Below are 26289 nucleotides of genomic sequence, written 5' to 3'. Positions count from 1 at the left end.
CTGACATGCTTCACCGGACGATCCACGACACGCACCGGCATTACGCCTGGGACCACGCGATCCCGCCTGTGGCCACCGCAGCGCCGGGCGACACCGTCACCCTCATATGCCGCGATGCCTGGGACGGCGTCATCACGCCTGAAAGCGGCCCGGAGATCCTGCGCACCGACATGAGCGGTCGGGTTAATCCTGTCACGGGACCTGTCTACGTCGAGGGCGCGGAGCCGGGCGACACGCTGGTGGTCACAATGGAGAGCTATCGCCCGTCGGGCTGGGGGTGGACCGCGAACATTCCCGGCTTTGGCCTGCTCACCGAGGATTTCCCGGAGCCGGCGCTGCAGCACTGGCACTATGACCTGACGGGCGGGACGCCACTGATGTTCGGCACGACCGCGCATATCCCGCTTGCGCCCTTCACCGGCACGATCGGCGTCGCGCCCGCGGCGCCCGGTCAGCACCACATCATCCCACCACGGCGCACCGGCGGCAATATGGATGTGCGGGATATGGTTGAGGGCAGCGTGCTTTACCTGCCAGTGGAGGTGGACGGCGCGCTACTCTCGATCGGCGACACCCACGCCGCGCAGGGTGATGGCGAGGTCTGCGGCACCGCGATCGAAACGCCGATAGAGGTAACGGTGCGGCTCGACCTGGAGAAGGGCAACGCGAGCACCTACCCACGCATCATCCGGCCCCACGCCGAAACGGCGCCCCCTGGCCCCGTCGACGTGACGATGGGGATCGGCCCCGACCTGCATCAGGCCGCGCGCGACGCGGTACGCGGCATGATCGACCTGCTCGCAGCCCGTCACGGTCTCGCGCCCGTGGACGCATACATGCTGTGCAGCGTGGCGGGCGGCCTGCGGATTAGCCAGATCGTCGACGCGCCGAACTGGACCGTCAGCTTTCACATGCCGCGCGGCATCTTCGCCGATTAGAAGCGCCGATAGAACGCCAGCGCACCGTAGCCGCCTGTTTCCTCGTCGTAGTTGCCAGCAACGCCGCCGGAGATGGTTACATCGCATCCGCCGCAATGCCAGCGCGCAAATGCTCCGAGCCGGTGCGCGTCGAACTCCCGGTTGCCGAAGACGGACCCCTCCGGGCCGAACGAGATCGCGGCATGAGGATTGAGCCCCAGCTTCACTGCACCGGAATACGCGTCAAGCGTTGTCGCATAGGACGCATCCGCGCTGAGCCAGGCCCACGGCGCAAGATCAAACCAGGTCTCCACCGCCGCCTTTGCGCCGACGTGCTCACCGGCGATAGGGTTCTCAGGGTCAGCCGGGGCGATGACCTGCTCCTCGTAAGCTACGCCGGCGAACAGCTTGGCGGTCATCGCGCCAACGCTGGCCTGCCAGCCGACCAGCGCCTCCGCCTGCAGCACATCGGCGCGCCGGTCGAACTCGATCAGACCAGCCACCGACTCGACGCTCGACCTGTAGGTGTAGTGCCCAACGCCAGCATAAAGGCGAAAGCGCCATCCGTCGTGGTCGCGTCCGCCGGGCGCCAGCGTGAAGCCGCCATAGCTGAACAGCGCGCTGTCCGTGACATCTACGCCAGCGAAGGTGTCAGCACCACCCATCCAGTCGACGGCAGCGAGATCGGGCATGAGTAGCGCAGGGAGATCGAAGGCCCGTGCGGGTGCTGCGGCGAGACATGCTGCAAACCCGATGCCAAATACGACCAGTAGCTTCTCGAACGGGCGCGCGCGTCGGCGCAGCCGCCTGCCCCCCATCGGCCACATGACTTTACGCTTACGCTATACTCTTACCCGCTCACATTTACGCATTTCGTTAACGGACTGTCAAACCAGCACCTCGCATCTGAGCCGACGCATTCGCGCCACAACCTCGGAGCATGATAAAGAGTTTAGAACTTCCGCGCGTGAAAATGGCTTGACGCGCGGGGACCGCAGCCTTTGGTTTGGCGCGGCTTTCTCAGGGCCAGCAAGAACGGGCACGGTAGCGCGTATGCGTTTGATAGGATGGGTGAGGATGCGCCGGGTAGCAGGCGTGATGGCAACGATGGCGCTTGTCGGTGGGCTGTCGGGCTGCGGCTCCGGCCTTGCGGATTTGTCCACCGCCACGGAAGCGGCGGCGCCCACCCAAACTTTCATGGAAGTCGGCGATCCGCCCGTGCGCCTCGCAGTGAACGACGTGGGCGAGGGGCGACCGGTGGTCCTGATCCATGGACTCGGGACAAACAGCTACACCTGGCACGAGGTCGCCCCCGCCCTGGCCGAGCAATACCGCGTCGTCACGATCGACCTCAAAGGCTTCGGCGCATCGGAAAAGCCGCTGGAAGGGCCCTACACCGTCCGCGCCCAGGCTGATCTGGTGCAGGAGGTCATCGACCGTAAGGGACTGCGCGATGCCACGCTTGTAGGCCATTCCTATGGCGGCGGCGTATCGCTGCTGCTCGCACTCGACGACGCGAAGGCACCCCGCCAGCGCATCAGCCGACTGGTGCTGCTCGACAGCATCGCCTATCCGCAGGACACCCCGCTGTTCTTTGATCTGCTTCAGGTGCCGGTCATCGGAGATCTGAGCATGTCCGTTATCCCGGCAGATGTGCAGATCGAGCAGGCCTTGCGACTCGCCTACGAGCAGGAACACGCGATTACGGAGGAGGCGATCGCAAGGTATTCCGCTCCGCTGGCCACGGCGGGCGGCAAACATGCCGTCGTCGAGACAATCCGGCATATCGTGCCGGAGGATATCGAAACCATCGCGCGGCAATATCCCAACGTCACTGCGCCAACGCTGATCGTCTGGTGCGACCGTGACCGGGTCGTGCCCATCGAAATGGGGCGGCGGCTCGCCGCGAACATGCCGAACGCTGCCATGCGGATCGTGCGCGGCTGCGGACACGCGCCGCAGGAGGAGAAGCCCGCCGAAACGCTGGAGGTCATCAAGGCGCACCTGCGCGGCGCCTATGACGCCCAGCTCGGAGTCCAGACGAACTAGCGTGCCGGCTTCTGGCCGAACAGCGTGGCATGCATGATGTCGTAGATCTCGGTGTTGTCCACCACGCCGCGGACCATGTGCGCGTTCAGGCCCGCCCCGCGCACGAGAATGCCACCAGAGACATCGAAATAGCTCGCCCAGGCGATGGCGAAGGGCCAGCGCTTGCCGCGGCGGTCGGGGGCCGACATGAAGGGCGGCGTGCCCGTGCCCGCCTTCCCATCGAGCGGCGCGCCGTTCGGCCCGGATCCCGGCACCACGTCGCCTGGCGCCACGGCGTAGCGCGGATCGGGACCCAGCACCTGCATGCCGCCGGCGTCGCTGTCCGAGGTCATCAAAAGGAGCGTGTCCGGGTTTTCCCGCACGAAGTCGTGCAGCACGCCTACGGCCTCATCAGCACGGCGAAGCGCCTCCAGCGTCCCGCGCGCGTTGTTGGCGTTGGCGAGATTGTCGCTGCCTTCCTCCTCCACGACGAGGAAGAAACCGTCATCGGATCGCGAGAGAACTGCGAGCGCGGCCTCGGCCATCTGCGCGACCGTCGGGGCGCCGGCCACATACGCCCCCTTGCCCTCCCGCGCATTTTCCTGCTCGGCCTGGTCGTTGAAGGTGTGGCCGGAAGCGAACACGCCCAGTAGCTTCTCGACTTCCGACAGATCAAGCGCGGCGAGCTCCGCGGCGTTATAGACGACGGTGTAGCCTGCCGTTTCCGCCTCCTGGATCAGGTTGCGGCCATCGGTGCGCTGGCCCTCGCCATGCGCGCCCTCGACGCCTTCGGGCAGCAGATACTTCTCACCACCGGCCATGATGACCTGCGCCCCGGAGGCAATCACCTGCGCGGCGATATCCTGACGGTTCCCGCGATCCTCCGACGAGGCCAGGAACACGGCCGTGCCCGGCTCCGCGATATGGCCGGTCTGGACGACGCCGACCGCTCGCCCCGCGTCGCGCGCCTGCTCCATCAACGACTGGTCCGCGCCCGAGGCCGCAGTGATCGGTCGGTCGCCGTGCATACCGAAGCTGTCACCCGGCACCTTGACCCCGTAGGCATGCGTGGTGGCGCCGCCATGGGAGGTGCCGGTCAGGGCGTCCTTCATGTGCCCGGTGTAGATCGCCATCGCCGGCAACGCGTCATAGTTCAGCCGGCCGTCCGGTCCGACCTCCCTCATGCGCAGCGCGGTCCAGTGATTCAGACCCGCGCCATCAGGGTGGAAGAAAATGACGTTGCCATGCCGTTGCGCGTGAACGATGTCGAGCGGCGCGATCACGGCGATCAGCAATGCGAGCACCAGACCTTTCATGGCTTTCCCCTTGACTGCCTTCGCGGTGAGGGCGCGAGTGTAGCGAAGATCGCATGACAGTTTAATGTCGCGGCGCGGCGGCGCACACGGTTGACTCGCCAGCACAGCGGGCCGTAAGCCTTGCTGCAACCTCTCCGTGTCAACTGCAGTGTTAGCAAAGGGTTAACGGTCATGACGACGCCTGCGCGCCCGGACATTCGCCCGGCCAATCCGCATTTCTCTTCCGGCCCCTGTGCGAAGCGGCCCGGCTGGTCACCCGAAGTGCTGAGCGGCGCGCTGGTGGGCCGGTCGCACCGCGCAAGTGACGGCAAGGCGCGGCTCAAGGCGGTCATCGAGAAATCGCGAGAGATCCTGCGCATCCCCGCCGACTATCGCGTCGGCGTCATGCCGGGCTCCAACACCGGCGCGTTCGAAGCGGCCATGTGGTCGCTGCTTGGCGCGCGCGGCACGGACATTCTCGCCTGGGAAAGCTTCGGCAAGACCTGGGCGAAAGACGCCGTCGACCAACTCAAGCTGGAGGACGTGAACGTCTACGAAGCGGATTACGGCCAGCTTCCCGACGTGACACAGGTGAGCTTCGACCGCGATGTGGTCTTCACCTGGAACGGTACCACGTCCGGCGTTCGCATTCCCAGTGCCGACTGGATCACCGACAACCGCGAAGGGCTGACGATCTGCGACGCGACCTCAGCCGTCTTCGCGCAGGAACTGGACTGGTCAAAGCTCGATGTCACGACCTGGTCCTGGCAGAAGGTGCTCGGCGGCGAGGCACAGCACGGCATGATTGCGCTCAGCCCGCGCGCTGTGGAGCGGCTGGAAAGCTACACACCACCCTGGCCGGTGCCCAAGCTGTTCCGGCTGACCAAGGCCGGTGCGCTGATTGATGGCATTTTCGAGGGCGCCACGATCAACACCCCTTCGATGCTCTGCGTCGAGGACCATCTGGACGGGCTGGCCTGGGCGGAGCGTATTGGCGGGCTGCCCGCGCTGATCGATCGCGCGAACACGAATCTGGGCGTTATCAAGGACTGGGTGTCGCGCGCCGAGTGGGTCGATTTTCTGGCCGAAGCGCCGAGCGTCCGCTCCAACACCTCGGTCTGCCTGAAGATTGTCGATCCAGAGGTCGCCGACATGGAGGCCGCCAGCCGCGATGCCGTTGCGCGCGACATTGCCGCGCTGCTGGCCGAGGAAGGCGTGGCGTACGACATCTCCTCCCACCGTGACGCGCCGGCCGGCCTGCGCATCTGGACGGGCGCGACGGTCGAGAAAGCCGATCTGGAAGCCCTGACCCCGTGGCTCGACTGGGCCTTCGCAACGGTCAAGCAGCGCCATAAGGAAGCCGCCTGAGGCGTTGCGCCGCGCGCATCCGCGCCTTACCTCACTCACGAGAGGAGGCGGCATGACCGAAGCCGAATTCATGGAGATCGCGCAGCAGACCTGGGAGGCCCTGCCGGAGGAGTTCCGCGCGGCCACCGGCAACCTCGTGACGCAGGTGCAGGACTACGCGGACCGCGAGACTATGGACGCGCTCGGTATTCACCATCCTATGGGCCTGCTCGGGCTTTATCACGGCATCGGCCTGCCCTTCAAAAGCGTGCTGCAGAGCGGTGACGGCCCAGACATGATCTTTCTGTATCGCCTGCCGATCCTGAATTATGCCCACGAGACCGGCGAGCCGATAGACGCCGTGATCCGCCACGTCTACATTCACGAAATCGGCCATCATTTCGGCTTTTCTGACGCCGACATGGAAGCCATCGAACAGGACGCGGACTAAAGCGGTATGCGATCAGATCGGATCGGTACAACCTTCGTCGTTCCGGGCTTGCTTGTGCTCGGGCCTGACCCGAGTAACACGGCAACCCAGGCAACAAATCCAAAAACCTGGATGATTGATGCCAGTGTCCCCCGGGTCGAGCAGGGGGGCAGGCAAGCACGGGCATGACGTAGCACTGGTCGATTGGGAACCTTCTGAAACGACTCGGCTGGGAAAATAGGAAGCATGCGCACATTGCTGGCGATCGCGCTGATTGGCGGGGTGACGGCTGCCGGGCTGGCCGCGACCGCCGCCTTGCGCCACCTTTATGCTGACCCGACGCCGGAGCAGTATCTGGCGTTTATCGAAGGCAAGGGCGAAATCGTTCCCGCTGGCGCCCTTGAGATCGACGGCGCGAGGTTCTCTTGCGGCCATCGCCCTACGGTCGTGGCCGATACGCTGGATGACTACGCAGCTGCCTATTACGGGTTCCTGATCCTGAACGAGAAACGCTTCTCCAAGCTGCCGATGACGCTAAAGCGATATGTCTATGCACATGAATGCGCACATCAGTATGTCGGGCGTGGCGAGCTTGCGGCGGACTGCTATGCCGTGCGCAAGGGCCGCCGCGAGGGCTGGCTTGATGCGCAGGGCGTGGACACCATCTGCGGCTTCATCGGGCAGGCAAAGGCCAGCCCGCGGCATCCGGCCGGGCCGAAGCGCTGCGAATACATCCGCGCCTGCTTCTCGGATTCGCCGGTAGCGAATACCGCCCTGTGATCGCCCCTTGGCCGGGCGCGCAATCTGCGCTAGGTGTGCTGAAACGCAAAAACAACCGAGACAAACGAGCCATGGAAAAGTTCACCACGTTGACCGGCGTGCCGGCGCCGTTGCCGATGATCAACGTCGACACCGACATGATCATCCCCAAGCAGTTCCTTAAGACCATCAAGCGCACCGGGCTGGGCAAGCACCTGTTCCACGAGATGCGCTTTGACGAGAACGGCAACGAGAACCCGGATTTCGTGCTGAACAAGCCGGCTTACCGCAATGCCAAGATCCTGATCGCCGGCGATAATTTCGGCTGCGGCTCCAGCCGGGAGCACGCCCCCTGGGCGCTTCTGGACTTCGGCATCCGCTGCATCATCGCGCCGAGCTTTGCCGACATCTTCTACAACAACTGCTTCAAGAACGGCATCCTGCCGATCCGCCTGCCGCAAGAGGACATCGACAAGCTGCTCGACGACGCTTCGCGCGGGGCGAATGCAACGCTGACTGTCGACCTCGAAAACCAGACCATAACCGGCCCGGACGGCGGCACGATCGCCTTCGACATCGACCCGTTCCGCAAGAAGTGCCTCCTCGAAGGGCTGGACGATATCGGCCTGACGATGGAACGGGCCGACAAGATCGCCGGCTACGAGGAACGCGCGCAAGCCGCCCGCCCGTGGCTGTAGGTCGAGCGGATCGCTCATGGCGCGGCTAGGCAAGCGTCCGGCGCGGCGCTCCAACTGGATGGCGCTCGGCACCCGCGAGCTCGAGGCGGGGCGCCTTCTGCGCGCGCGGCAATTCTTCGAGAAAGCCCACCGCACCGAGCCGCGCAACGCCGCGCCGCTCGTGAAGCTCGCCCGGACGCAGGAGCGCATCGGCGAAATCGACGCGGCGATCGCCAACCTGACGCGCGCGGTCAAGCTCAAGCCCGATGACGACACGGCTACGCGCAGCCTGTCGCGTATCGTGCGCATCTTCGGACTGGATGAATACAGCGACCTTGATCCGGCCGGCCTGAAGGCGGCGCTCGCCGCGCCCAACGTTGACCGTCAGCGGCTGTCGGAAGTCGCCATTGCCTATCTGCGGGATGCCCGCGGGCTCGTGGCGCAGACAGACCCCAGCGCGCTGGTGGTCAAGCGCACAGCGGATGTGCTGGCCGAACCGCTGCTGCACCGCGCGCTCGCCAGCGGTGTCAACAAATCCATCGATGTCGAGTGGCTGCTGACCGGCCTGCGCCGCGCGCTGCTGCTGGACGTGCCGGCTGAGCGTTTCACCGACCGCGATCTCTTCGCCTTCGCGGTTGCACTTGCGCAGCAGTGCCAGCTCAACGATCACGTTTTTCGGACTACGCCCGAGGAAGATGAGCAACTCGCGTCGCTGGAGATCGACTGGCCGGCTGTGAAGGACGGCGACGCCGACGCCGGGCGCCTCCTGTTACTGCACTTGCTGTACGCGCCCGTCCGCGAGGTTGCCGCGCCGCATCTCTCGCCCGCCGACTGCCAGAAAATGCGGCCGAAGGCGCTCGGCGAGATGCTCAAGCCTCTGCTGGAGGCCGAGACCCAGCGCGCGCAGATCGCCGAGAAGATCCCCATGCTCGGCGCAATCGACGACCCCGTCTCGAAAAAGGTCGCCGCGCAATACCAGACAAGCCCGTATCCGCGCTGGACGAGCCTGCATATGCCAGCCCGCGGCCGGGCGAGGCGCACGCTCTCGCGTTTCTTCCCGGACGCGCGGCTCGGCTTCCTGGACGAGCCGTTCGAGGCGCTGATCGCAGGTGCCGGCACGGGACAGCAGGCCATCGCCTCGGCCACGAGTTACGGACCGGCGGCACGCGTCACTGCCATCGACCTCAGCCGGCCCAGCCTGGCCTATGGCCAGTGGATGGCACAGCGCCTGGGCGTTGATAATGTCACCTTCGCACAGGCTGATATTCTGTCGCTACCAGCGGACAGCGGTCCGTATCACATCATCGAAGCGGTCGGCGTTCTGCACCATATGGCCGACCCTTTCGCGGGGTGGCGCGCGCTGCTCGACCGCCTCGCGCCCGGCGGGCTCATGCTGGTCGGGCTCTACAGCAAGGTGTCGCGGGCCAATCTGGGGCCGGTGCGCGAGCATCCCGCCTACCCGGGCCCGGGCTGCACGGATGCCGAGGCGCGGGCCTTCCGCGCGGCGCTGATCGAGGACCGCACGGACGAGACGCTGTTCGATTCCCAGGACTTCTACACGCTCAACGAGTTCCGCGATCTTGTCCTGCACCCGCAGGAAGTCAGCTTCAGTCTTGATGAGATCGCCAGCTTCCTCGATGAGCAGAAGCTGCAGTTCGCGGGCTTCGCGCTGCCCGGGCTTGTCGTGCGGACGTTCCTGCAGACTTTCCCGGATAGCCCGTGGCCTGGCCGGCTGGAAGATTGGGCGGCGTTCGAGCGGGAGAACCCGCGCACCTTTGACGGCATGTACACCTTCTGGTGCGCCCCGGCCGACTGACCCGCGCAAGCCGCTCCAAGGTGAGTCATTGCGAGCGAAGCGGAGCCGAAGGCCGGCGCGCAGCGACGACGCAATCCAGCTTCCGGCTCCAACGCTAGATTGCTTCGGTCCTCCGGGCCTCGCAATGACCACGACGTTCAATTCCGAACGCCTCCCTCCGGCCGTCGGGCGCGGGAAAACGCCATTTCCTGATGGCGCAGATCCTCAGGCGTCCCGACCCAGCAATAGGCCAGGAGGCAGGGTTCGCGGTCGGCGGTGGTAATGCGGTGCATGTGCCCGGGCGGGTTGAAGATCAGCGACCCGGGCGCATAGACGCCAGCGTCGTTCTGCGACACCGCCCCGCTCAAGCAGACGTAGGATTCGGTGATGCCCGTGTGCCGGTGCGTCGGATAAACCGTCCGTGGCGCGAACAACACCAGCCCGACGATCAGGTCCTCCCAGACCACGGGCCCGTTCGGCCCCATGATTTCGGCATAGGCATATTTGTCCGCGAGGCTGCGCGGCATCCGGTCATAACCGTAGCGCCATGACAGGAGCGGCACGATCGCCTCGACCGAACGGATGATGGGCTGCGCCGGCGTCTGATAGCCGCGGCTGAGCGCCCGCGCCAGGAAGCGGCAGACCGGAAGCGTCTCCGGCACATCGACGTGGAACTGGGGGTTACCGTTCAGCGCGCGCCCGATCCGCTCGCGCACATGGCGCTGATGCGTGCGGATGCGGGGACTGCCGCCGGCCGAGCTGGTGCGGTAGTGCTCGTAGACATCGCGCAGCAGGAAAGCCCAGTCGGGCCGCGAATTGAGCCGCTCGTCCGTCACGGCGCATGCTCCGCGCCATTTTCCAGCTGCGTGCGCAGGCGCTCGCGCAGCACATCGATCGGGCGCAGCTCGCCGCCGTCGCGGAAATGCCAGAAGGTCCAGCCGTTGCAGGCCGAGCGGCCCTGCACATGCGCGCCGATCTTGTGGATCGAGCCTTGCGCGCCGGCGCAGGCGAGCGTGCCGTCTGCGCGGACCTGCGCCTTGACCGTCGCACGCGGGTCATAAAGCGCGGTGCCCGGTTGCACCAGACCGCTCTCGACCAGCGCGCCGAAGGGAATGCGCTTTGCCGCGCGCTTCGGCTTGAGCGTGTCCAGGTCTTGCTGAGACAGCGGTTCGACCGCCGCGATCCGCTCGCGCGCCGCCTTCACGTAGTCCGAATCCCGCTCGATCCCGATGAAATGCCGGCCGAGCCGCCGCGCCGCCGCGCCCGTCGTGCCAGTGCCGGCGAACGGGTCGAGCACCACATCGCCCGGCCGCGATGTCCCCAGCAGCACGCGATAGAGCAAGCCTTCAGGCTTCTGCGTCGGGTGCGCCTTGCGCCCGGTGTCGTCCTTCAACCGCTCGGGGCCGGAGCAGATCGGCAGCAGCCAGTCCGACCGCATTTGCAGATCGTCGTTGAAGGCCTTGAGCGAGTCGTAGTTGAAGGTGTAGCGGCTGCGCGGCCCATGCGCGGCCCAGATCAGCGTCTCGTGGGCGTTGGTGAAGCGCCGCCCGCGGAAGTTCGGCATCGGGTTGGTCTTGCGCCAGATCACGTCGTTCAGCAGCCAGAAGCCTTCGTCCTGCAACGCCGCGCCGACACGGAAGATGTTGTGATACGAGCCGATCACCCAGATCGCGCCGTCCGGCTTCAGCACCCGGCGGCAGGCGCGAAGCCAGTCACGCGTGAAGCGGTCATAGGCGGCGAGGTCGTCGAAGCGGTCCCAGTCCTGATGGACGCCGTCCACGCGCGTGTTGTTCGGGCGCAGCAGTTCGCCATCAAGCTGCAGGTTGTAGGGCGGGTCGGCGAAGATCAGATCGACGCTGGCCTCGGGCAGGCGCGCCAGCGCGCGCAGGCAGTCATCGAGGATGATCTGATCGAGGACGCTTTCGAGGCTGTCCCGGCCGTCCGCCGGGCCGGGCGAGGGAGACGAACCACACACACGCATGAACGCACTCGACTTGAACGGGGTACAGACGTTACGAGCTGACCAGCAGCACGGACACCGAAACGCCGCCGCTGCGGCGCTTCGCTGCCCTCATTTTAATCACAAAATCATGCGCGCGTGGGTTAACGATGGGTTAAAAAAGCCTACTCCGCCGCCGCGCGGGCCGGTTCTGCATGCCCCGGAAACTGGCGCTGATACGCCTTGATCATCTGGTTGCGGAACGCCAGCGTCAGCACCACAAACGCCCAGGCCAGCCCGTGGCTGATCAGGATCAGCGGCATCCGGTCGCCGTAATTGACGCTCTGCATCAGCGCGGCGGTGTCCGGCACACGCGCGATCGCCTCGGGGAAGTTGGCCAGCAGATCGGTCCGCAAGTTGTCGAGCAGCGCATAGGTGTCGATCATCGCCTTGCCGTTGATCGCGGAGAAGAAGGTGTAGGCAATCAGCGCGATAAAGCGCTCGATGGCCAGCAGCGGCCGGCGCATGAAGAACAGCAGCCAGAAGATGCCCAGATGCACGCCGATATACATCTGCCACAGGCCGTCAACCTTGTTACTAACCATGACCAGCGTCTGGAAATGCTCGGAAAAATCCATTTGCCCCCCATCACAATTTAAAATGCCTCGATATTGCGTCGAAACGTGCTGAACGGAACAAGTATTGAGCTAATCAAGCTTGCCCCGCCTGCGTCGTTGCCGGGCTCGACCCGGCAACCCAGGCAACAGATCTCGGCAACTCGCGGCAATGGATGCCCGTGTCAAGCACGGGCATGACGTCTTTCCGCTGATCAGACCACGCTTCATAACATCGCCGGAAACACCCGGTCCGGCGGCGCGTGCCCGTCCATGAACGTCTTGATGTTGATGATGACCTTCTCGCCCATGTCGATACGACCTTCGATGGTTGCCGAACCCATATGCGGCAGGGCGACGACGCGGCGGTTGTTCAGCAGGCGCGGGTTGATCGCCGGTTCGTGCTCGAACACATCCAGCCCTGCCCCAGCGATCTCGCCGTTGTCGATCAGCCGGGCTAGTGCGTTTTCGTCGATGACCTCGCCGCGCGACGTGTTGACGATGTACGCGTCCGGTTTGATCAGCTTCAGCCGCCGCGCGGAGAGCAGGTGGTAGGTCGCGGGGGTGTGGGGGCAGTTGACCGAGATGATGTCCATGTGCGCAAGCATCTGGTCGAGGCTTTCCCAATAGGTCGCCTCCAGCTCCTGCTCGATCGGCTCGGGCACCGGACGGCGGTTGTGATAGTGGATCGACAGTCCGAACGCCTTTGCCCGCCGCGCCACGGCGGTGCCGATCCGGCCCATGCCGATGATGCCGAGTCGCTTGCCGTAGATGCGATGGCCCAGCATCCAGGTGGGCGACCAGCCCGGCCAGTCCTGCTGGTTCTTCAGAAGCGTCGCGCCTTCCAGCAGCCGGCGCGGCACGGCCAGGATCAGCGCCATGGTCATGTCGGCGGTGTCCTCGGTCAGCACGCCGGGGGTGTTGGTAATGGTGATACCGCGGTTGCGCGCCGTCTCGATGTCGATATTGTCCACGCCAGTTCCGAAATTGGCGATGAGTTTGAGATTCGGCCCGGCTCTGCTCAGCACCTCCCGGTCGATCTTGTCGGTGACCGTGGGCACCAGCACATCCGCCGTTTCGACCGCCTCGATGAGTTCGGCTTTCGTCATCGGGCGGTCATCCGCGTTCAGGCGAGCATCGAACAACTCGCGCATGCGGACTTCGACCATCTGGGGCAGCTTGCGCGTGACGATGACCAGCGGTTTGGAGGCATTCATGTGGAACTCTCAGGCTCTGCGGCGTTGGGCGTTTCGATGTTCGACGCGGGACCGCGCAAGTCGGTGCCGCGAAAGGAGCATGACGGCTTGTTTATCGCAACTATTATGTGCCGGAAAGACGCGGTGACGCCAGAGCGGCACCAGCCGGGCGATCTTGTCGCGGGCAACCAGGCTGGACCAGGCCGGATGCCCGAAGCACCGAAGGGTGCCGGGGCACGAAAAGGAAATGGCTTGAGGGACGATCTGTGATGGGGCGGCGGCGGAAGAATATCGGCGTGGCACGGTTCGTCATCCTTTGCGCCGTAGCGACCGCGGTTTTGGCGGTCCCGCCGACGGGCGCGCAGATCCAGCGCGAGACGGGCGAAAGCGGCCTGCCGCTGCCGCGCTTTGTCAGCTTGAAGGCGAACAAGGTCAATGTGCGCCGCGGACCGGGCTATGACCACGAGATCGCCTGGGTGTTCCTGCGCGCGGGACTTCCGGTGGAGATCATCGCGGAGTTCGATGCGTGGCGCCAGATCCGCGACAGTGAGGGCGCGGAGGGCTGGGTGCTCGGCTCGCTTCTCAGCGGGCGGCGCACGGCCCTGGTCGCGCCGTGGATCAAGGCGAAGGAGAGCCGGACCTTCCCGCTGCGGGCCGAAGATGACAAGTCCAGCCCGGTCATCTCTCGGGTCGGGCCGCGCGTGCTGGTCAACATCATGTCCTGCGACGGGACCTGGTGCGAGGTTGTCACGCGCGACATTCGCGGCTGGATCAAGCAGGATAGCCTTTGGGGCGTTTATCCGCGCGAGACCATCGACTAAGCGCGAGGAAGGGCTAAGCGAATGGACAAGGTCATGCTCATCACCGGCGCCAGCAAGGGGATTGGCGCCGCCACCGCCCGCATCGCCGTCCAGCGCGGCTGGACCGTGTGCGTGAATTACCGCTCGGACGAGTTCGCTGCACGCCGTATCGTCGAGGAGATTTCCGCGAACGGCGGACGCGCTTTCATCGCGCAGGGCGATGTGTCGCGGGAAGAGGATGTGCTGCGCGTGTTCGAAACGGTTGACCGCGAATACGGGCGGCTGGACGGGCTGGTCAACAATGCCGGAATTCTGGAGCAGCAGACACGTCTGGATCAGATGTCGGCCGACCGGTTCGCCCGCGTGTTCGCCACGAATATCACCGGCGCGTTCCTCTGTGCGCGCGAGGCGGTGCGGCGGATGTCCACCGCCCACGGCGGGCAAGGCGGAACCATCGTCAATGTGTCGTCGGCCGCCTCCCGGATTGGCTCCCCGTGGGAGTATATCGATTACGCCGCATCGAAGGGGGCGCTCGACACGCTGACGCTTGGGCTCTCAAAGGAGGTCGCCGCAGAAGGCGTGCGTGTCAACGCGGTGCGACCCGGCTTGATCTACACTGACATCCACGCAGCAGGCGGAGAGCCCGGGCGCGTGGACCGGCTGGGCGCGACTGTTCCCATAGGCCGGGGCGGCACCGCAGAAGAAGTGGCGCTCTCCATCATGTGGCTTATGTCTGAAGACGCGAGCTACTGCACCGGCTCACTGTTGGACGTGGCGGGTGGGCGTTAGCCCTGCCCCCTACTCGTCCTTGCTGTCCACGAGGCGAATCAGCACGTCGACACGGGACACGCGCTTGCCTGCAGGGACCTCCGGCAACTGGCCGATGCTGATCTGCTCGTCGATGTCGATCAGCTCACCGTTGTTCTCGATATAGAAGTGGTAATGGTCCGAGGTGTTCGTGTCGAAATAGGTCTTAGACCCCTCAATGGCCACCTCGCGCAGCAGGCCGGCCCCGGTGAATTGATGAAGGGTGTTGTAAACCGTCGCAAGAGAGACCCGCACGCCTGCGCGCTCGGCCTCCGCGTGAAGCTCCTCGGCGGTCACATGCCGATCACCCGAGCCGAACAGAAGCCCGCCAAGCGCAATACGCTGACGGGTCGGCCGAAGGCCGGCAGCAGAGAGTTTCTGATGTACGTCGCAAATTTTGGCCGGGGCGCTCATTTGTCCTCAGCAGACAGCGTTTCACTCTTGTCAAACCGCACAAATCGTTAGCATACAGTATAATCATCAGCCTGGGCCATAGCAAGTATGGCCTTGCGCCTGCGGCGATGCGCGCATGCGGGTTTTTTTTCGCTGTTCGGGTGTGATAGAACCGATTGAAACGCCATCTGAGCGGCAATGTTAGAAGGATACCGGACGAAAGAGGACAACGGTTGCTGAAAAACAAGCAAGATCAGCCGGATACGGTCACCCGCAGGGACAGTTACAGCTTTGAGGACCTGCTGGCCTGCGCCCGCGGCGAACTGTTCGGTCCCGGGAATCCACAGTTGCCCCTGCCGCCGATGCTCATGTTTGACCGCATCACACGGATTTCCGAAACCGGCGGCGAGCATGGCAAGGGTGAGGTCGTCGCCGAGCTGGATGTCAAGCCGGGGCTATGGTTCTTCGACTGCCACTTCAAGGGCGATCCGGTCATGCCGGGCTGCCTCGGACTTGACGCAATGTGGCAGCTGCTGGGCTTCTTCCTTGGCTGGGTCGGCGGTCAGGGCAAGGGCCGCGCGTTGAGCGTGGGCGAGGTGAAGTTTTCCGGCATGGTCGTTCCGTCCGTGCAAAAGGTAGAGTATATCGTCAACCTCAAGCGCACGATGATGCGCAAACTGACGCTCGGCATCGCTGACGGTGTTCTCAAGGCCGATGGCGAACCGATCTACAGCGCCCGCGATTTGCGCGTCGGCCTGTTCGAACCCGAGCCGGCAAAGGGCTGATCCCGCCGCCCACACGCTGCACGCCACATCCGAGCACTGCAACGAGAAACGGTCGACACGACACACAAAGGGTTCCGGCAATCATGAGACGCGTTGTCGTCACGGGGATGGGGATCGTCTCCTCGATCGGAAGCAATCCGGAGGAGGTCCTGCAGTCCCTGCGCGAAGGCCGCTCGGGCATCGTGCGCGCCGAGGAGTATGCCGAGCTGGGGTTCCGCTCTCAGGTCCACGGAGCGCCGACCCTCGACTGGCAGGAGGCGCTCGACCGCAAGACGCGGCGCTTCATGGGCGCGGGGTCCGCGTGGAACTATATCGCCATGCAGCAGGCGATCGCTGACTCCGGACTGGAGGAGAGCGAGATCTCGCATGAGCGCACGGGCCTGGTAATGGGCTCTGGTGGACCATCAACCGAGGCGATCGTGCGCGCGGCCGACACAGCCCGCGACAAGGGACCGAAAAAGGTCGGGCCGTTCGAGGTCCCCAAGGCGATGTCCAGCACCGCCTCAGCCACCCTGGCAACGCCTTTCCAGATCCGCGGCATCAATTATTCGATCTCGTCGGCCTGCTCGACTTCGGCCCATTGCATCGGCAACGCGGCCGAAATGATCCAGTGGGGCAAGCAGGACGTGATGTTCGCCGGGGGCAGCGAGGAGCTGCACTGGACGCTGACCGTGCTGTTCGACGGCATGAACGCCCTCTCCTCCCGTTTCAACGAAACACCGGAGACCGCCAGTCGCGCCTATGACGTCAACCGCGACGGCTTCGTAATTGCCGGCGGCGCGGGCGTCGTCGTCCTCGAAGAGCTGGAACGGGCCAAGGCGCGGGGTGCCAAGATCTACGGCGAACTCGTCGGGTACGGTGCCAATTCCGACGGGTTCGATATGGTTCAACCCTCCGGTGAAGGGGCGGTGCGCTGCATGCGCCTGGCGATGGATGGGCTCGACTGCGAAATCGACTACATCAACCCGCACGCCACCTCCACGCCCATCGGCGATCTGCGCGAACTGGATGCGCTGCGCGAGGTCTTCGGCGACAAGTGCCCGCCGCTGTCGGCGACCAAATCGCTGACCGGGCACAGCCTCGGCGCAGCCGGCGTGCACGAGGCGATCTATTCGCTGCTGATGATGAACAACGGCTTCATCTGCCCCTCAGCGCATATCGAGGAGCAGGACCCGGAGACGACCGACATGCCGATCGTGCGCGAGCGGCAGGATGACGTCGAGCTGAATTGCGTGATGTCCAACAGTTTCGGCTTTGGCGGCACGAACGCGTGCCTTGTTTTCAAACGACACCAAAGTTGATGGCTTGCGGGCTTTTTATTTATTGAATTCGGTTCTAAGACAGCCGCACGCCATGGTGTCCGCAAGTGGACGGCGGAGACCACGGCGCCGACAAAGCGTGCTCCGGTTCGGGGCTGAAACACCCTTGCCGGCGGATGCGACAACAACAAGAGCGTGAAACCGTAATCCGCTTCAAATCGAACGGGTTGCGCTCCGGAGCCAGCCACGCGCAGGTGAGACAATGACGGGGACTGACATAACCAAACCCGGGCCGCTGATGGCGGGAAAGCGGGGCCTGATCATGGGCGTTGCCAACGAACGGTCGATCGCTTACGGCATCGCGCGCGTGCTCGCGGGCCAGGGTGCTGAGCTGGCCTTCACCTATCAGGGCGAAGCGTTCGGCCGCCGCGCCGTGCCGCTGGCCGAATCGCTGGGCGCCAAGATCATCCTGCCCTGCGACGTCATGGACATCTCCTCGGTCGACCAGGTTTTTGAGAGGCTGAAAGAGGAATGGGGCACGATGGACTTCGTGGTCCATGCCCTTGCCTTTTCCGACCGGAGCGAGCTGAAGGGCCGCTACGCCGACACCAGCCGGGAGAATTTCATCAACTCGATGGTGATCTCCTGCTTTTCCTTCACCGAGGTCGCCAAGCGCGCCTCCGACCTGATGCCGAATGGCGGCTCGATGCTTACTCTCACCTATGCCGGATCGACCCGCGTCGTCCCACGGTATAACGTGATGGGCGTCGCCAAGGCCGCCCTGGAAGCCTCCGTGCGGTATCTTGCCGCCGACATGGGCGTCCAGAACGTGCGGGTGAACGCGCTGTCCGCCGGGCCGATGCGCACGCTGGCCGGTGCCGGCATCTCCGATGCGCGGGTGTTGTTCAACTATCAGAAGATGCATTCGCCGCTGGGCCGCACCCCGACGCTGGACGAGGTCGGCGGCGCCGCGCTGTACCTGCTGTCCGACCTCTCGACCGCGGTGACAGGCGAAGTGCACTTCGTCGATTCCGGCTACAACATCATCTCCATGCCGGAGCCGGAACGCATTCAGGAAACCGGCGAAGGCACCGCGCCAGAGAACGGCAATTCCAATGGTGAGCGAAGCAAGCCGACCCGCGCTGCCGAGTGAGACGGCCGCTGTGGCGCCATGGCAGCCGCAGCTCATCACGGCTGAGAAGAGCGCCATTTGCGCCAGCATCATCGCCGAACTGCCGGAATGGTTCGCTCGCCCGGAAGCCAACCGGCTCTACGCCAAAACGGCCGCTGATCTTGACATGATCGGCTGTTGCGCAGGCGGTGAGGTCGCCGGCTTTGTCAGCCTGAACCAGCATTTCGATACGACGGCGGAGATCTACCTGCTCGCGGCACGGCCGCGCTGGCATGGCACGGGACTCGGGCGCGCGCTTGTCGGAGCAGCGGAAGCCTGGGCGCGGGCGCGGCGGCTGCGTTTTCTAACGGTCAAGACGCTTGGGCCGTCTCACCCCGACCCGGCCTATGACGCCTCGCGCCGCTTCTACCGGGCGATGGGCTTTCAACCGATCGAGGAAATTCAGGATATCTGGCCGGGCAACCCCTGCCTGCTGCTGCTCAAGACGCTGGACTGATCACGCCGCCTGCGCGTGAACGCTCAGGTCGCGGATCGTCGGGTTATCACCATTGAGGGGGTTTGCCGGATCCCACGGAATGCGCATCGTCTCGAACCGCGTGCCGAGCGCATCGACGATCAAGAGCTTGCCCGCCATCGATTCGCCGATGCCGATCAATTCCTTCAGCACCTCCATCGCCTGGAGCGTACCGAGCACACCCGCGAGCGCGCCAAGAATCCCCGCCTCCTCGCAGGAGCGCACGGTTCCGGGCGCTGGCGGCTCCGGGAACAGGCAGCGATAGCTGGGCCGCGGGTTGCCGTCCGCGTCGGTTTCGTAGGCGCGGAACGTCGAGAGATAGCCATCGAACTGTCCCAGCGCGGCGAAGACCAGCGGCACACGCGCGAAATAGCACGCGTCGTTGACGAGATAGCGCGTGGCGAAGTTGTCCGAGCCGTCGGCAACGATATCGTAGTTGCCGATGATCTCCAGGGCGTTGTCGGCTGTCAGCCGTTCGGGGATTTCATCGACGGTCACATGCGGGTTGAGCGCGCGGATGCGCTGGGCCGCGCTCGTCGTTTTGAGCGCGCCAACGTGATCGCTGTCATGGATCACCTGGCGTTGCAGATTGCTCAGGGAAACGCGGTCGTTGTCGACGACGCCGAGCCGGCCGACGCCCGCCGCCGCCAGATAGGGCAGCACCGCCGAGCCGAGACCACCCGCCCCGATCACCAGCACGCTGGCGGCCTTCAGCTTCTGCTGCCCCGCGCCGCCAACCTGGTGCAGCACCAGATGCCGCTTGTAGCGTTCGATTTCTTCAGGCGTAAAGCTCAAACCATGCCCCGATCTTCGCGGCGCCTCAGCGCCATTTCAGTGTCGGAACATAGTGTTGCGCGCTCACCGGCGAAAGGCAAGATGGCCGGTCACTCGGCTGCCTGCGCCTGCGGTACCCTTGAGACGCGCGCCGCGCAGAACTTGAACTCCGGGATCTTGCCAAACGGATCAAGTTGCGGGTTGGTCAGAACATTGGCCGGCGCCTCGCCGTAGCAGAACGGAATGAAAACCATCCCTGCCGAAACGTCCCGGTCCGCGCGCAGCGTCAGGTCGATCGCGCCGCGACGGGTCTCCACGCGGATCGACTCACCTGCCGTCGCCCCCAGACGCTCAATATCGCGCGGATGCATACACGCTACCGGCTCCGGCTCCAGATCGTTCAGCGTGCCCGCGCGGCGGGTCATCGCCCCGGTGTGCCAGTGCTCCAGCAGCCGGCCAGTGGTCAGAACCATCGGGTAGTCGGCATCAGGCAACTCGTCCGGCGGCAGCAGATCTGCGGGAACGATGCGCCCACGTCCGTCCTTCGTCGGGAAGCCTTCACCGAACAGGATTTCGCGGCCCGGCTCATCCTCGTCATCTGCCGGATAAGTGACGGAGCCTTCCCGCTCGATGCGCGACCACGGGATGTTGGCGAGCGAGGGCATCAGCGCGCGCATCTCCTCGTAGACCTCTGGCACGCCGGAATACCGCCAGTCCAGCCCGATGCGCCGGGCGATCTCGCAGATCAACTCCCAGTCCTGCCGCGCCTCGCCCGGCGGCGAGACGGCCGGGCGGCCGAGCTGCACCTGCCGGTTGGTGTTGGTGTAGGTGCCCAGCTTCTCGGCATGCGCGGAGGCCGGCAACACCACGTCCGCGTGCCAGGCGGTCTCGGTCAGAAAGATGTCCTGCACCACCAGATGATCCAACTTCGCGAGCGCGGCGCGGGCGTGCGTCTGGTCCGGGTCGGACATCGCGGGGTTCTCGCCCAGGATGTACATGCCGCGGATTTCGCCCTCATGGATGGCGTCCATGATCTCCACGACCGTGAGACCGCGGTTCGGGTCGAGCGGCTGGCCCCATGCATCCTCGTACCGGCGGCGGACATCCGGGTCTTCGACGGACTGGTAATCCGGGAACACCATGGGGATCAGCCCGGCATCCGACGCGCCCTGCACGTTGTTTTGCCCGCGCAGCGGGTGCAGCCCCGTGCCGGGCCGCCCGACATGGCCGGTTGTCAGCGCAAGCGCGATCAGGCAGCGGGAGTTGTCGGTGCCATGGACGTGCTGGGAGATTCCCATGCCCCAGAATATGATGGCCCGCTCCGCGTTCGCGTAAGTGCGCGCGATCTCGCGGATATAGTCAGCCTCGACACCGCAGACCGGCGCCATGGCCTCCGGGGAAAACTCAGCGACTTTCTCCTTCAGCGCCTCGAAGCCGCTGGCATGGGCCTGGACATACTGCTCGTCATAGAGCTTTTCTTCGATGATGACGTGCAGCATCGCATTGAGCAGCGCCACATCCGTGCCCGGCTTGAAGCGCACCGGATGGCTGGCGTGGCGCATCAACTCCTGCCCGCGCGGGTCGATGACGATGACCTTCGCGCCGCGCTTGGCCGCCTGCTTGAGGTAAGTCGCCGCGACGGGGTGGTTCTGCTCTGGCCGCGCGCCGATGACGATGAAGCAGTCGGCATCCTCCACGGCGGTGAACGGCGCGGTCACGCCACCCGAGCCGATACCCTCGATCAGCGCCGCTACGGAGGATGCATGGCAAAGCCGCGTGCAGTGATCGACATTGTTCGTGCCGAAGCCCTGCCGGACGAGCTTCTGGAACAGATAGGCTTCCTCATTGGAGCCTTTCGCCGAGCCGAAGCCCGCCAGCGCGCCGCCGCCATGCGTGTCGCGGATGTCGCGCAGGCCGCCAGCCGCGCGCCCCAGCGCCTCTTCCCAGGTCGCCTCTCGGAACACCTCCCATGGATTGCGGGGGTCGACCTGGATGTCACCGCGCTTGGGTGAATCCTCGCGGCGGACCAGCGGCGTGGTCAGGCGCTCCGGGTGGCGGATATAGTCGAAGCCGAAACGTCCCTTGACGCACAGGCGGTTCTCGTTCGCCGGACCTTCGCGGCCATCGACCTGCACGATCTTGTTATCCTTGACGCTGACCTTGGTCTGGCAGCCGACGCCGCAATACGGGCAGACCGAGTCGACCGTCTTGTCCGGCCAGACCGTGCGTGTTTGCGCCTGTTCGTCCATCAGCGATTTCTCGTAGAGCGCGCCCGTGGGGCAGGCCTGCACGCATTCGCCGCAAGCCACGCAGGTCGAGTTGCCCATGGGGTCGTCGAAATCGAACACCGGCTTGGCCTCGTGTCCGCGTAGCGCCATGCCGATCACGTCGTTGACCTGGACCTCGCGGCAGGCGCGCACGCATAGATTGCACTGGATGCAGGCATCGAGATTCACCGCGATCGCGGCATGGGACGGATCTGGCGTGAACCTCTCGCGCGCGGGCAGGCGGCTGCCTTCGACGCCGAGCTCGTGCGCCCATTTCCAGAATTTCGAATCCGGGTCGGGATGGCGAACCTGCGGCGGCTGGTCGGCGGCGAGAAGCTCGAACACCATCTTGCGCGCCTTCGCGGCGCGCTCGCTGGCCGTCTTGACGTTCATGCCGTCCTTGGGCTTGCGGATGCACGACGCGGCCAGCGTGCGCTCGCCCTCCACCTCGACCATGCAGGCGCGGCAGTTGCCGTCGGCGCGGTAGCCCGGCGCGTCGAGCCAGCACAGATGCGGGATTTCCACGCCGGCGCGCTTGGCGGCCTGCCAGATCGTTTCGCCGGCCTCGGCCGTGACCTCGCGGCCATCGAGCGTGAAGCGAATCTCCTCAGTCATGCATGACCCTCTCGGCGATGAAGCGGTGGGCCTGAGGCTCCATCAGATCCTCGCGGAACCATTTGAGCAGGTGGTTGACCGGGTTGGGCGCGGCTTGCCCCAGCCCGCAGATCGAGGCGTCGCGCATCACCTCTTCCAGATCCGCGATGGCGTCCTCGTCGAGCGGCGCCTGCTGCAACAGCTTGACCATCTTCTCGGTGCCCGCCCGGCAGGGCGTGCATTGCCCGCAGCTTTCATCCGCAAAGAAATGCATCAGGTTGAGCACCGCGTCCTTCACGTTGTCCTGCTGCGACAGAACGATTACCGCGTGTGAGCCGATGAAGCCGCCGTGCTCGTTAAGCGCGCCGCCGAAATCGAGCGGCAGTTCGGCCAGCGACGCTGGGAAGATGCCGCCCGATGCGCCGCCCGGCAGATAGGCTTTCAGCATATGCCCGTCGGCCATGCCGCCGCAGTAGTCGTCGACCAGCTCGCGCAGGGTGATGCCCGCCGGCGCCAGCTTCACGCCCGGCTCGCGCACCCGGCCCGAGACCGAATAAGAGCGCAACCCCTTGTGGCCGTGCTTGCCCTGCTCTTCAAACCACTGCGCGCCGCGCTCGATGATGTCGCGCAGCCACCAGAGCGTCTCAACATTGTGGTTGAGCGTCGGACGGCCGAACAGCCCGACTTCGGCGATGTAGGGCGGGCGGTGACGCGGCAGGCCGCGCTTGCCCTCAATGCTTTCGAGCATCGCGGATTCTTCGCCGCAGATGTAAGCGCCCGCGCCGCGGCGCAGCTCGATGGGGCAGTCCGCTGTCAGCCCCGCGGCGTCCAGCGCGGCGATCTCGCGGCGCAGGATTTCCAGCACGGCCGGATATTCGTCGCGCATGTAGAGGTAGATGCGCTCCGCGCCCACGGCCCAGGCGGCGATCAGCGCGCCCTCGAACATCCGGTGCGGGTCGCGCTCCAGATGATAGCGATCCTTGAAGGTGCCCGGCTCGCCCTCGTCGCCGTTGATGGTCATCAGCCGTGGGCCTAGAAAGCCGCGCACGATGCTCCATTTGCGTCCGGCCGGAAAGCCCGCGCCGCCCAGGCCCGCAAGGCCGGCGTCCGACAGTTCAGCAATGATGTCATCGACATTTCGCTGTCCCGAGCGGCATTCTTCCAGCAGCCGATAACCGCCCTCGGCGCGGTAGGCGTCGAAGTCCTTGTAGTGCGGGATCGCGGGCACTGACACGTCGCCGGAGGCGAGGGCCAGCAGCCCCTCGGCCGTTGCGTTGCCGACCTCGACATTGCCGCAGCGCGCAGCCGGCGCCTGAGCGCAACGGCCCATGCACGGCGCACGCAGCACGCGAACGCGGCCAGGATCGCAGCCCTGCTCCAGCGTCTCGATCAAATTCTCCGCGCCGGCCATCGCGCAGGAAAGCGTGTCGCAGACGCGAATGGTAACGGGGGGCGGCGCAGCCTGGCCCTCCTTGACGAGATCGAAGTGGTGGTAGAACGAAGCGACTTCCCAGACTTCAGCCTGCGACAGCCGCATCAGGTGGGCAAGCGCGCGCAGGTGCCGCTCATGCAGGCAGTCGAAGCGATCCTGCAGCACGTGGAGATGCTCGATCAGCAGGTCGCGCTGCTCGATGGGCCGTCCTTCGAGCGCCGTGGACACCTCCGCGACCGCGCCATCCTCGACCGGCCGGCCCTTCGGAAAACCCGCGCGTTTCAGATCGATAACCGTCACGTCGCTCAAGCCTCCTGCTCGGGCCTGGCAGACAGCCCGCCATTCGCCGCATTCTTGGCGACGAGGCTATGCAGACGGGGTCAGTGACGCTCGTCCAAATCCGCCATCGCGCGTCGCGCAGGGTCATATCGATCCGGGCGCGGTCACAACAGCGTGTGCAGCAGATAAAGCCCGGTCGCCACAAGCAGCGCCCATATCATTCTGACGAAAACGCGCTGATTGATGAAGCCGAAAATGAGTTGTCCGCCTGCGACGCCCAGAAGGGTCAGCGGCAGGCAGACGAGCGCTGCCGCGCCGACGCCATCGGCAACCCCGCTTCCGGCCACCTGGAAGGCCAGGCTGCCGCCGTAAGCAAAAAGGAAGAAGGTAAGCGTCGTCGCGCGCGCGACCTTCTTGCTGAACTGGCCGCCTGAGAAATAGAGCATGAGCGGCGGACCGGGCACACCGATGCTCGTCGTCAGCAGACCAGAGGCCGCTCCGATGCCATAGTCGCGGCCGGCCGAGCGAGCGAACCGGAACCTCAGCGCCAGCAACAGTGCCAGCCCGAGCGCGAGCGCGGCCACGATGCCCTTGAGCAGAACTACATTGCCAGACACGAAAATCGCCAGCCCGAGCGGCGCCCCGACGAGCGTTCCGATCACCATGCGCCGAAGCAGGGCCGCATCCGCCTCGCGCGCGGCGCGCGGCAGCATGATGACCGAGACCACCAGCCCGAGGATGATGTTGAGCTGAATGGCCGTCTGCGGCGCATACACCAGAAGCAGCAGCGGCGCGGCGATCAGCGAAAAGCCGAAGCCGGTCGCGGTCTGTAGCAGTGCGGCGAGAAAGGCGATCGCGGGGCCCCACCCCATCAAATCAGCGAAGCCAATGATTTCCGTCATTTTTTGTTTGGCCTAACCGTTATTTTTATTTCCAGCGTCGCGATTTTTTGCTGAGATGCCGCTTCTGAGACCGTTTAACCGGGATAAAATCCGGTATATTGGGCACTCAACCTTACGAAAACAGTTTCATTCATGGGGAGGATTCATGAGCAAACCTGGGCGGCATTTCCTGCATATCCCGGGCCCGACCAACGTGCCGGACCGCGTCCTGCGCGCCATGGACCGGGCCCTGATTGATCACCGTGGCCCGGAATTCGCACAACTCACCCTGCGGCTGCTTCCGCGGCTGCAAAAGCTGTTCAAATGCTCCGGCCCGGTGGTGATCTATCCGGCGTCGGGGACTGGCGCCTGGGAAGCAGCCCTTGTCAACACGCTGTCACCCGGGGACAAGGTGCTAATGGCTGACATAGGCCATTTCGCGTCGCTCTGGAAAGACATGGCCGATCGCCTGGGGCTTGAAGCCGAGTTCCTGCCAAGCGACTGGCGCCGTGCGGCGGACCCTGAAGCTATCCGCGACCGCCTCGCCGCTGATACCGGCCACGAGATCAAGGCCGTGTGTGTCGTCCACAACGAGACCTCCACCGGCTGTGCCGCCCGCCTGCCCGAGATTCGCAGGGCAATCGATGATGTCGGGCATCCCGCGCTGTTCATGGTCGACACGATCTCCTCGCTCGGCTCCATGGACTATCGCCATGACGAGTGGAAGGTCGATGTCAGCGTCGGCGGCTCCCAGAAAGGCATGATGCTGCCGCCTGGTATGAGCTTCAACGCCATAAGCCAGAAGGCGCTCGACGCGTCGAAAACGGCCAGATTGCCTAAGTGCTACTGGGAATGGAACGACATGTTGTCGGCCAACCAGAACGGCTTCTTCCCTTACACGCCGGCGACAAACCTGTTCTACGCGCTGGACGAGGCGCTGACCATCATTGAGGAGCAGGGGCTGGACAACATCATCGCCCGGCATGAACGGCACGCCGAGGCCACCCGACGGGCCGTCCACGCTTGGGGGCTGGAACTGGTCTGCGCCGACCCGCGCGAGTACTCCAGTTCACTGACCTCTATCTTCGTGCCGGAGGGCTACAGCGCCAATGCCCTGCGTGCGCAGATCCTGGAAAACTTCGATCTATCGCTTGGCACCGGCCTGGCGCGGCTTGCCGACAGGGTCTTCCGCATCGGCCATCTCGGCGATCTGAACGACCTGACGCTCATCGGCGCGATCAGCGGGGTCGAGATGGGCCTCAAGATCGCAGGCATCCCGCACAATGCGGGCGGCACCCAAGCGGCGATGGATTTCCTGGCCGGAGCGGAGCAAGCTGAAGAAACAGCTCCGCAGCAGGCCGCGATGGCGTAATCG

At 65.0% G+C, this 26289-nt stretch carries 25 protein-coding genes; 14 read left to right on the top strand and 11 right to left on the bottom strand.

Annotation, left to right across the window (positions count from 1 at the left end):
• The first annotated feature begins 5 nt into the window (after positions 1–5).
• Positions 6–938 carry an acetamidase/formamidase family protein gene (locus tag BXY53_RS11350; protein ID WP_119062100.1) on the top strand — a complete coding sequence of 311 codons (933 nt, stop codon included), beginning with the start codon at positions 6–8 and terminating at the stop codon, positions 936–938.
• Here BXY53_RS11350 and bcsS read toward each other — a convergent pair.
• The gene (gene bcsS, locus BXY53_RS11345; RefSeq protein WP_170144428.1) at positions 935–1735 is read right to left on the bottom strand and encodes a cellulose biosynthesis protein BcsS; all 801 of its coding nucleotides are present in this window, start codon (positions 1733–1735) and stop codon (positions 935–937) included. The genes BXY53_RS11350 and bcsS overlap by 4 nt on opposite strands.
• Before the next feature lie 259 nt (positions 1736–1994).
• On the opposite strand from bcsS, the gene BXY53_RS11340 reads away from it, so the two are divergent.
• Positions 1995–2966, top strand: a complete 972-nt coding sequence (locus tag BXY53_RS11340) for an alpha/beta fold hydrolase (RefSeq protein WP_170144427.1) — start codon at positions 1995–1997, stop codon at positions 2964–2966.
• On the opposite strand, the gene BXY53_RS11335 is transcribed toward BXY53_RS11340, so the two are convergent.
• Positions 2963–4261 (bottom strand): alkaline phosphatase, encoded by a 1299-nt coding sequence (locus BXY53_RS11335; RefSeq protein ID WP_119062098.1) that lies wholly within the window; start codon positions 4259–4261, stop codon positions 2963–2965. The two genes, BXY53_RS11340 and BXY53_RS11335, sit on opposite strands and share 4 nt — an antisense overlap.
• A 171-nt stretch (positions 4262–4432) precedes the next feature.
• Here BXY53_RS11335 and BXY53_RS11330 point away from each other — a divergent pair, with 171 nt between their 5' ends.
• The 5 genes from BXY53_RS11330 to BXY53_RS11310 all read left to right on the top strand — a co-directional run bounded on the left by BXY53_RS11330 (position 4433) and on the right by BXY53_RS11310 (position 9269).
• Complete coding sequence (locus BXY53_RS11330; RefSeq protein ID WP_119062097.1) at positions 4433–5608, top strand: phosphoserine transaminase; 1176 nt, start codon at positions 4433–4435, stop codon at positions 5606–5608.
• A gap of 52 nt (positions 5609–5660) precedes the next feature.
• Positions 5661–6038, top strand: coding sequence for a metallopeptidase family protein (locus tag BXY53_RS11325; RefSeq protein WP_119062096.1), 378 nt, complete (start codon positions 5661–5663; stop codon positions 6036–6038).
• A gap of 225 nt (positions 6039–6263) precedes the next feature.
• Positions 6264–6797: a hypothetical protein gene (locus BXY53_RS11320; RefSeq protein ID WP_119062095.1), complete on the top strand. Its 534-nt coding sequence runs from the start codon at positions 6264–6266 to the stop codon at positions 6795–6797.
• Between the two features lie 71 nt (positions 6798–6868).
• Positions 6869–7474: a 3-isopropylmalate dehydratase small subunit gene (gene leuD / locus BXY53_RS11315; RefSeq protein WP_119062094.1), complete on the top strand. Its 606-nt coding sequence runs from the start codon at positions 6869–6871 to the stop codon at positions 7472–7474.
• Positions 7475–7490: 16 nt separating this feature from the next.
• The gene (locus BXY53_RS11310) at positions 7491–9269 is read left to right on the top strand and encodes a class I SAM-dependent methyltransferase (RefSeq protein ID WP_119062093.1); all 1779 of its coding nucleotides are present in this window, start codon (positions 7491–7493) and stop codon (positions 9267–9269) included.
• Between the two features lie 137 nt (positions 9270–9406).
• Here the strand turns inward: BXY53_RS11310 and BXY53_RS11305 are convergent, their stop codons facing one another.
• From BXY53_RS11305 to BXY53_RS11290, 4 genes are all read right to left on the bottom strand, one after another.
• Entirely contained in the window at positions 9407–10084 is a 678-nt protein-coding gene (locus BXY53_RS11305; RefSeq protein ID WP_119062092.1) for a dimethylsulfonioproprionate lyase family protein, read from the bottom strand.
• Positions 10081–11229, bottom strand: coding sequence for a site-specific DNA-methyltransferase (locus BXY53_RS11300; protein WP_119062091.1), 1149 nt, complete (start codon positions 11227–11229; stop codon positions 10081–10083). The genes BXY53_RS11305 and BXY53_RS11300 overlap by 4 nt, the downstream gene beginning before the upstream one ends.
• A 143-nt stretch (positions 11230–11372) precedes the next feature.
• Positions 11373–11825: a hypothetical protein gene (locus BXY53_RS11295; RefSeq protein WP_119062090.1), complete on the bottom strand. Its 453-nt coding sequence runs from the start codon at positions 11823–11825 to the stop codon at positions 11373–11375.
• A 203-nt stretch (positions 11826–12028) separates the two neighbouring features.
• Positions 12029–13018 (bottom strand): 2-hydroxyacid dehydrogenase, encoded by a 990-nt coding sequence (locus tag BXY53_RS11290; RefSeq protein ID WP_119062089.1) that lies wholly within the window; start codon positions 13016–13018, stop codon positions 12029–12031.
• A gap of 248 nt (positions 13019–13266) precedes the next feature.
• On the opposite strand from BXY53_RS11290, the gene BXY53_RS11285 reads away from it, so the two are divergent.
• Positions 13267–13818, top strand: coding sequence for an SH3 domain-containing protein (locus BXY53_RS11285; RefSeq protein ID WP_119062088.1), 552 nt, complete (start codon positions 13267–13269; stop codon positions 13816–13818).
• Positions 13819–13839: 21 nt separating this feature from the next.
• A complete protein-coding gene (locus tag BXY53_RS11280; protein WP_119062087.1) occupies positions 13840–14586 on the top strand; it encodes an SDR family oxidoreductase in 747 nt (248 codons plus the stop codon).
• Between the two features lie 9 nt (positions 14587–14595).
• Here BXY53_RS11280 and irrA read toward each other — a convergent pair whose 3' ends face one another.
• A complete protein-coding gene (gene irrA, locus BXY53_RS11275) occupies positions 14596–15018 on the bottom strand; it encodes an iron response transcriptional regulator IrrA (protein WP_119062086.1) in 423 nt (140 codons plus the stop codon).
• A gap of 212 nt (positions 15019–15230) precedes the next feature.
• On the opposite strand from irrA, the gene fabA reads away from it, so the two are divergent.
• The 4 genes from fabA (at position 15231) to BXY53_RS11255 (ending at position 18669) form a co-directional block, all read left to right on the top strand.
• On the top strand, positions 15231–15782 hold the full coding sequence (fabA, locus tag BXY53_RS11270; RefSeq protein WP_245410450.1) for a 3-hydroxyacyl-[acyl-carrier-protein] dehydratase FabA: 552 nt from the start codon (positions 15231–15233) through the stop codon (positions 15780–15782).
• An 83-nt stretch (positions 15783–15865) separates the two neighbouring features.
• On the top strand, positions 15866–17083 hold the full coding sequence (gene fabB, locus BXY53_RS11265; RefSeq protein WP_119062085.1) for a beta-ketoacyl-ACP synthase I: 1218 nt from the start codon (positions 15866–15868) through the stop codon (positions 17081–17083).
• A gap of 220 nt (positions 17084–17303) precedes the next feature.
• A complete protein-coding gene (gene fabI / locus BXY53_RS11260; protein WP_119062084.1) occupies positions 17304–18194 on the top strand; it encodes an enoyl-ACP reductase FabI in 891 nt (296 codons plus the stop codon).
• On the top strand, positions 18157–18669 hold the full coding sequence (locus BXY53_RS11255; RefSeq protein WP_119062083.1) for a GNAT family N-acetyltransferase: 513 nt from the start codon (positions 18157–18159) through the stop codon (positions 18667–18669). Before fabI ends, BXY53_RS11255 begins: the two co-directional genes overlap by 38 nt.
• Here BXY53_RS11255 and BXY53_RS11250 read toward each other — a convergent pair whose 3' ends face one another.
• The 4 genes from BXY53_RS11250 to BXY53_RS11235 all read right to left on the bottom strand — a co-directional run bounded on the left by BXY53_RS11250 (position 18670) and on the right by BXY53_RS11235 (position 24935).
• Positions 18670–19482, bottom strand: coding sequence for a HesA/MoeB/ThiF family protein (locus BXY53_RS11250; protein ID WP_119062082.1), 813 nt, complete (start codon positions 19480–19482; stop codon positions 18670–18672).
• 89 nt (positions 19483–19571) lie between these two features.
• Entirely contained in the window at positions 19572–22343 is a 2772-nt protein-coding gene (gene fdhF, locus BXY53_RS11245; RefSeq protein WP_119062081.1) for a formate dehydrogenase subunit alpha, read from the bottom strand.
• Positions 22336–24054, bottom strand: coding sequence for an NADH-ubiquinone oxidoreductase-F iron-sulfur binding region domain-containing protein (locus tag BXY53_RS11240; protein WP_119062191.1), 1719 nt, complete (start codon positions 24052–24054; stop codon positions 22336–22338). Before BXY53_RS11240 ends, fdhF begins: the two co-directional genes overlap by 8 nt.
• Before the next feature lie 143 nt (positions 24055–24197).
• The gene (locus tag BXY53_RS11235) at positions 24198–24935 is read right to left on the bottom strand and encodes a sulfite exporter TauE/SafE family protein (protein ID WP_119062080.1); all 738 of its coding nucleotides are present in this window, start codon (positions 24933–24935) and stop codon (positions 24198–24200) included.
• Between the two features lie 145 nt (positions 24936–25080).
• On the opposite strand from BXY53_RS11235, the gene BXY53_RS11230 reads away from it, so the two are divergent.
• Entirely contained in the window at positions 25081–26286 is a 1206-nt protein-coding gene (locus BXY53_RS11230; RefSeq protein ID WP_119062079.1) for a pyridoxal-phosphate-dependent aminotransferase family protein, read from the top strand.
• Positions 26287–26289: the final 3 nt, after the last annotated feature.

The organism is Dichotomicrobium thermohalophilum (assembly GCF_003550175.1).
GTDB classification, from domain to species: domain Bacteria; phylum Pseudomonadota; class Alphaproteobacteria; order Rhizobiales; family Rhodomicrobiaceae; genus Dichotomicrobium; species Dichotomicrobium thermohalophilum.
Note: the sequence above shows the minus strand (reverse complement) of the source record. Positions and strands in the feature narration are given on the sequence as shown.

Bases quoted from the DNA above. Each gene is read 5' to 3' on its own strand.
- BXY53_RS11255 (WP_119062083.1), top strand. From the start codon at position 18,157: ATGGTGAGCGAAGCAAGCCGACCCGCGCTGCCGAGTGAGACGGCCGCT.
- BXY53_RS11290 (WP_119062089.1), bottom strand. From the start codon at position 13,018: ATGAATGCCTCCAAACCGCTGGTCATCGTCACGCGCAAGCTGCCCCAG.
- BXY53_RS11295 (WP_119062090.1), bottom strand. From the start codon at position 11,825: ATGGATTTTTCCGAGCATTTCCAGACGCTGGTCATGGTTAGTAACAAG.
- BXY53_RS11340 (WP_170144427.1), top strand. From the start codon at position 1,995: ATGCGCCGGGTAGCAGGCGTGATGGCAACGATGGCGCTTGTCGGTGGG.
- bcsS (WP_170144428.1), bottom strand. From the start codon at position 1,735: ATGGGGGGCAGGCGGCTGCGCCGACGCGCGCGCCCGTTCGAGAAGCTA.
- fabI (WP_119062084.1), top strand. From the start codon at position 17,304: ATGACGGGGACTGACATAACCAAACCCGGGCCGCTGATGGCGGGAAAG.
- BXY53_RS11285 (WP_119062088.1), top strand. From the start codon at position 13,267: ATGGGGCGGCGGCGGAAGAATATCGGCGTGGCACGGTTCGTCATCCTT.
- BXY53_RS11235 (WP_119062080.1), bottom strand. From the start codon at position 24,935: ATGACGGAAATCATTGGCTTCGCTGATTTGATGGGGTGGGGCCCCGCG.
- BXY53_RS11280 (WP_119062087.1), top strand. From the start codon at position 13,840: ATGGACAAGGTCATGCTCATCACCGGCGCCAGCAAGGGGATTGGCGCC.
- BXY53_RS11230 (WP_119062079.1), top strand. From the start codon at position 25,081: ATGAGCAAACCTGGGCGGCATTTCCTGCATATCCCGGGCCCGACCAAC.
- BXY53_RS11320 (WP_119062095.1), top strand. From the start codon at position 6,264: ATGCGCACATTGCTGGCGATCGCGCTGATTGGCGGGGTGACGGCTGCC.
- irrA (WP_119062086.1), bottom strand. From the start codon at position 15,018: ATGAGCGCCCCGGCCAAAATTTGCGACGTACATCAGAAACTCTCTGCT.
- leuD (WP_119062094.1), top strand. From the start codon at position 6,869: ATGGAAAAGTTCACCACGTTGACCGGCGTGCCGGCGCCGTTGCCGATG.
- BXY53_RS11325 (WP_119062096.1), top strand. From the start codon at position 5,661: ATGACCGAAGCCGAATTCATGGAGATCGCGCAGCAGACCTGGGAGGCC.
- BXY53_RS11310 (WP_119062093.1), top strand. From the start codon at position 7,491: ATGGCGCGGCTAGGCAAGCGTCCGGCGCGGCGCTCCAACTGGATGGCG.
- BXY53_RS11350 (WP_119062100.1), top strand. From the start codon at position 6: ATGCTTCACCGGACGATCCACGACACGCACCGGCATTACGCCTGGGAC.
- BXY53_RS11335 (WP_119062098.1), bottom strand. From the start codon at position 4,261: ATGAAAGGTCTGGTGCTCGCATTGCTGATCGCCGTGATCGCGCCGCTC.
- fabB (WP_119062085.1), top strand. From the start codon at position 15,866: ATGAGACGCGTTGTCGTCACGGGGATGGGGATCGTCTCCTCGATCGGA.
- BXY53_RS11330 (WP_119062097.1), top strand. From the start codon at position 4,433: ATGACGACGCCTGCGCGCCCGGACATTCGCCCGGCCAATCCGCATTTC.
- fdhF (WP_119062081.1), bottom strand. From the start codon at position 22,343: ATGACTGAGGAGATTCGCTTCACGCTCGATGGCCGCGAGGTCACGGCC.
- BXY53_RS11300 (WP_119062091.1), bottom strand. From the start codon at position 11,229: ATGCGTGTGTGTGGTTCGTCTCCCTCGCCCGGCCCGGCGGACGGCCGG.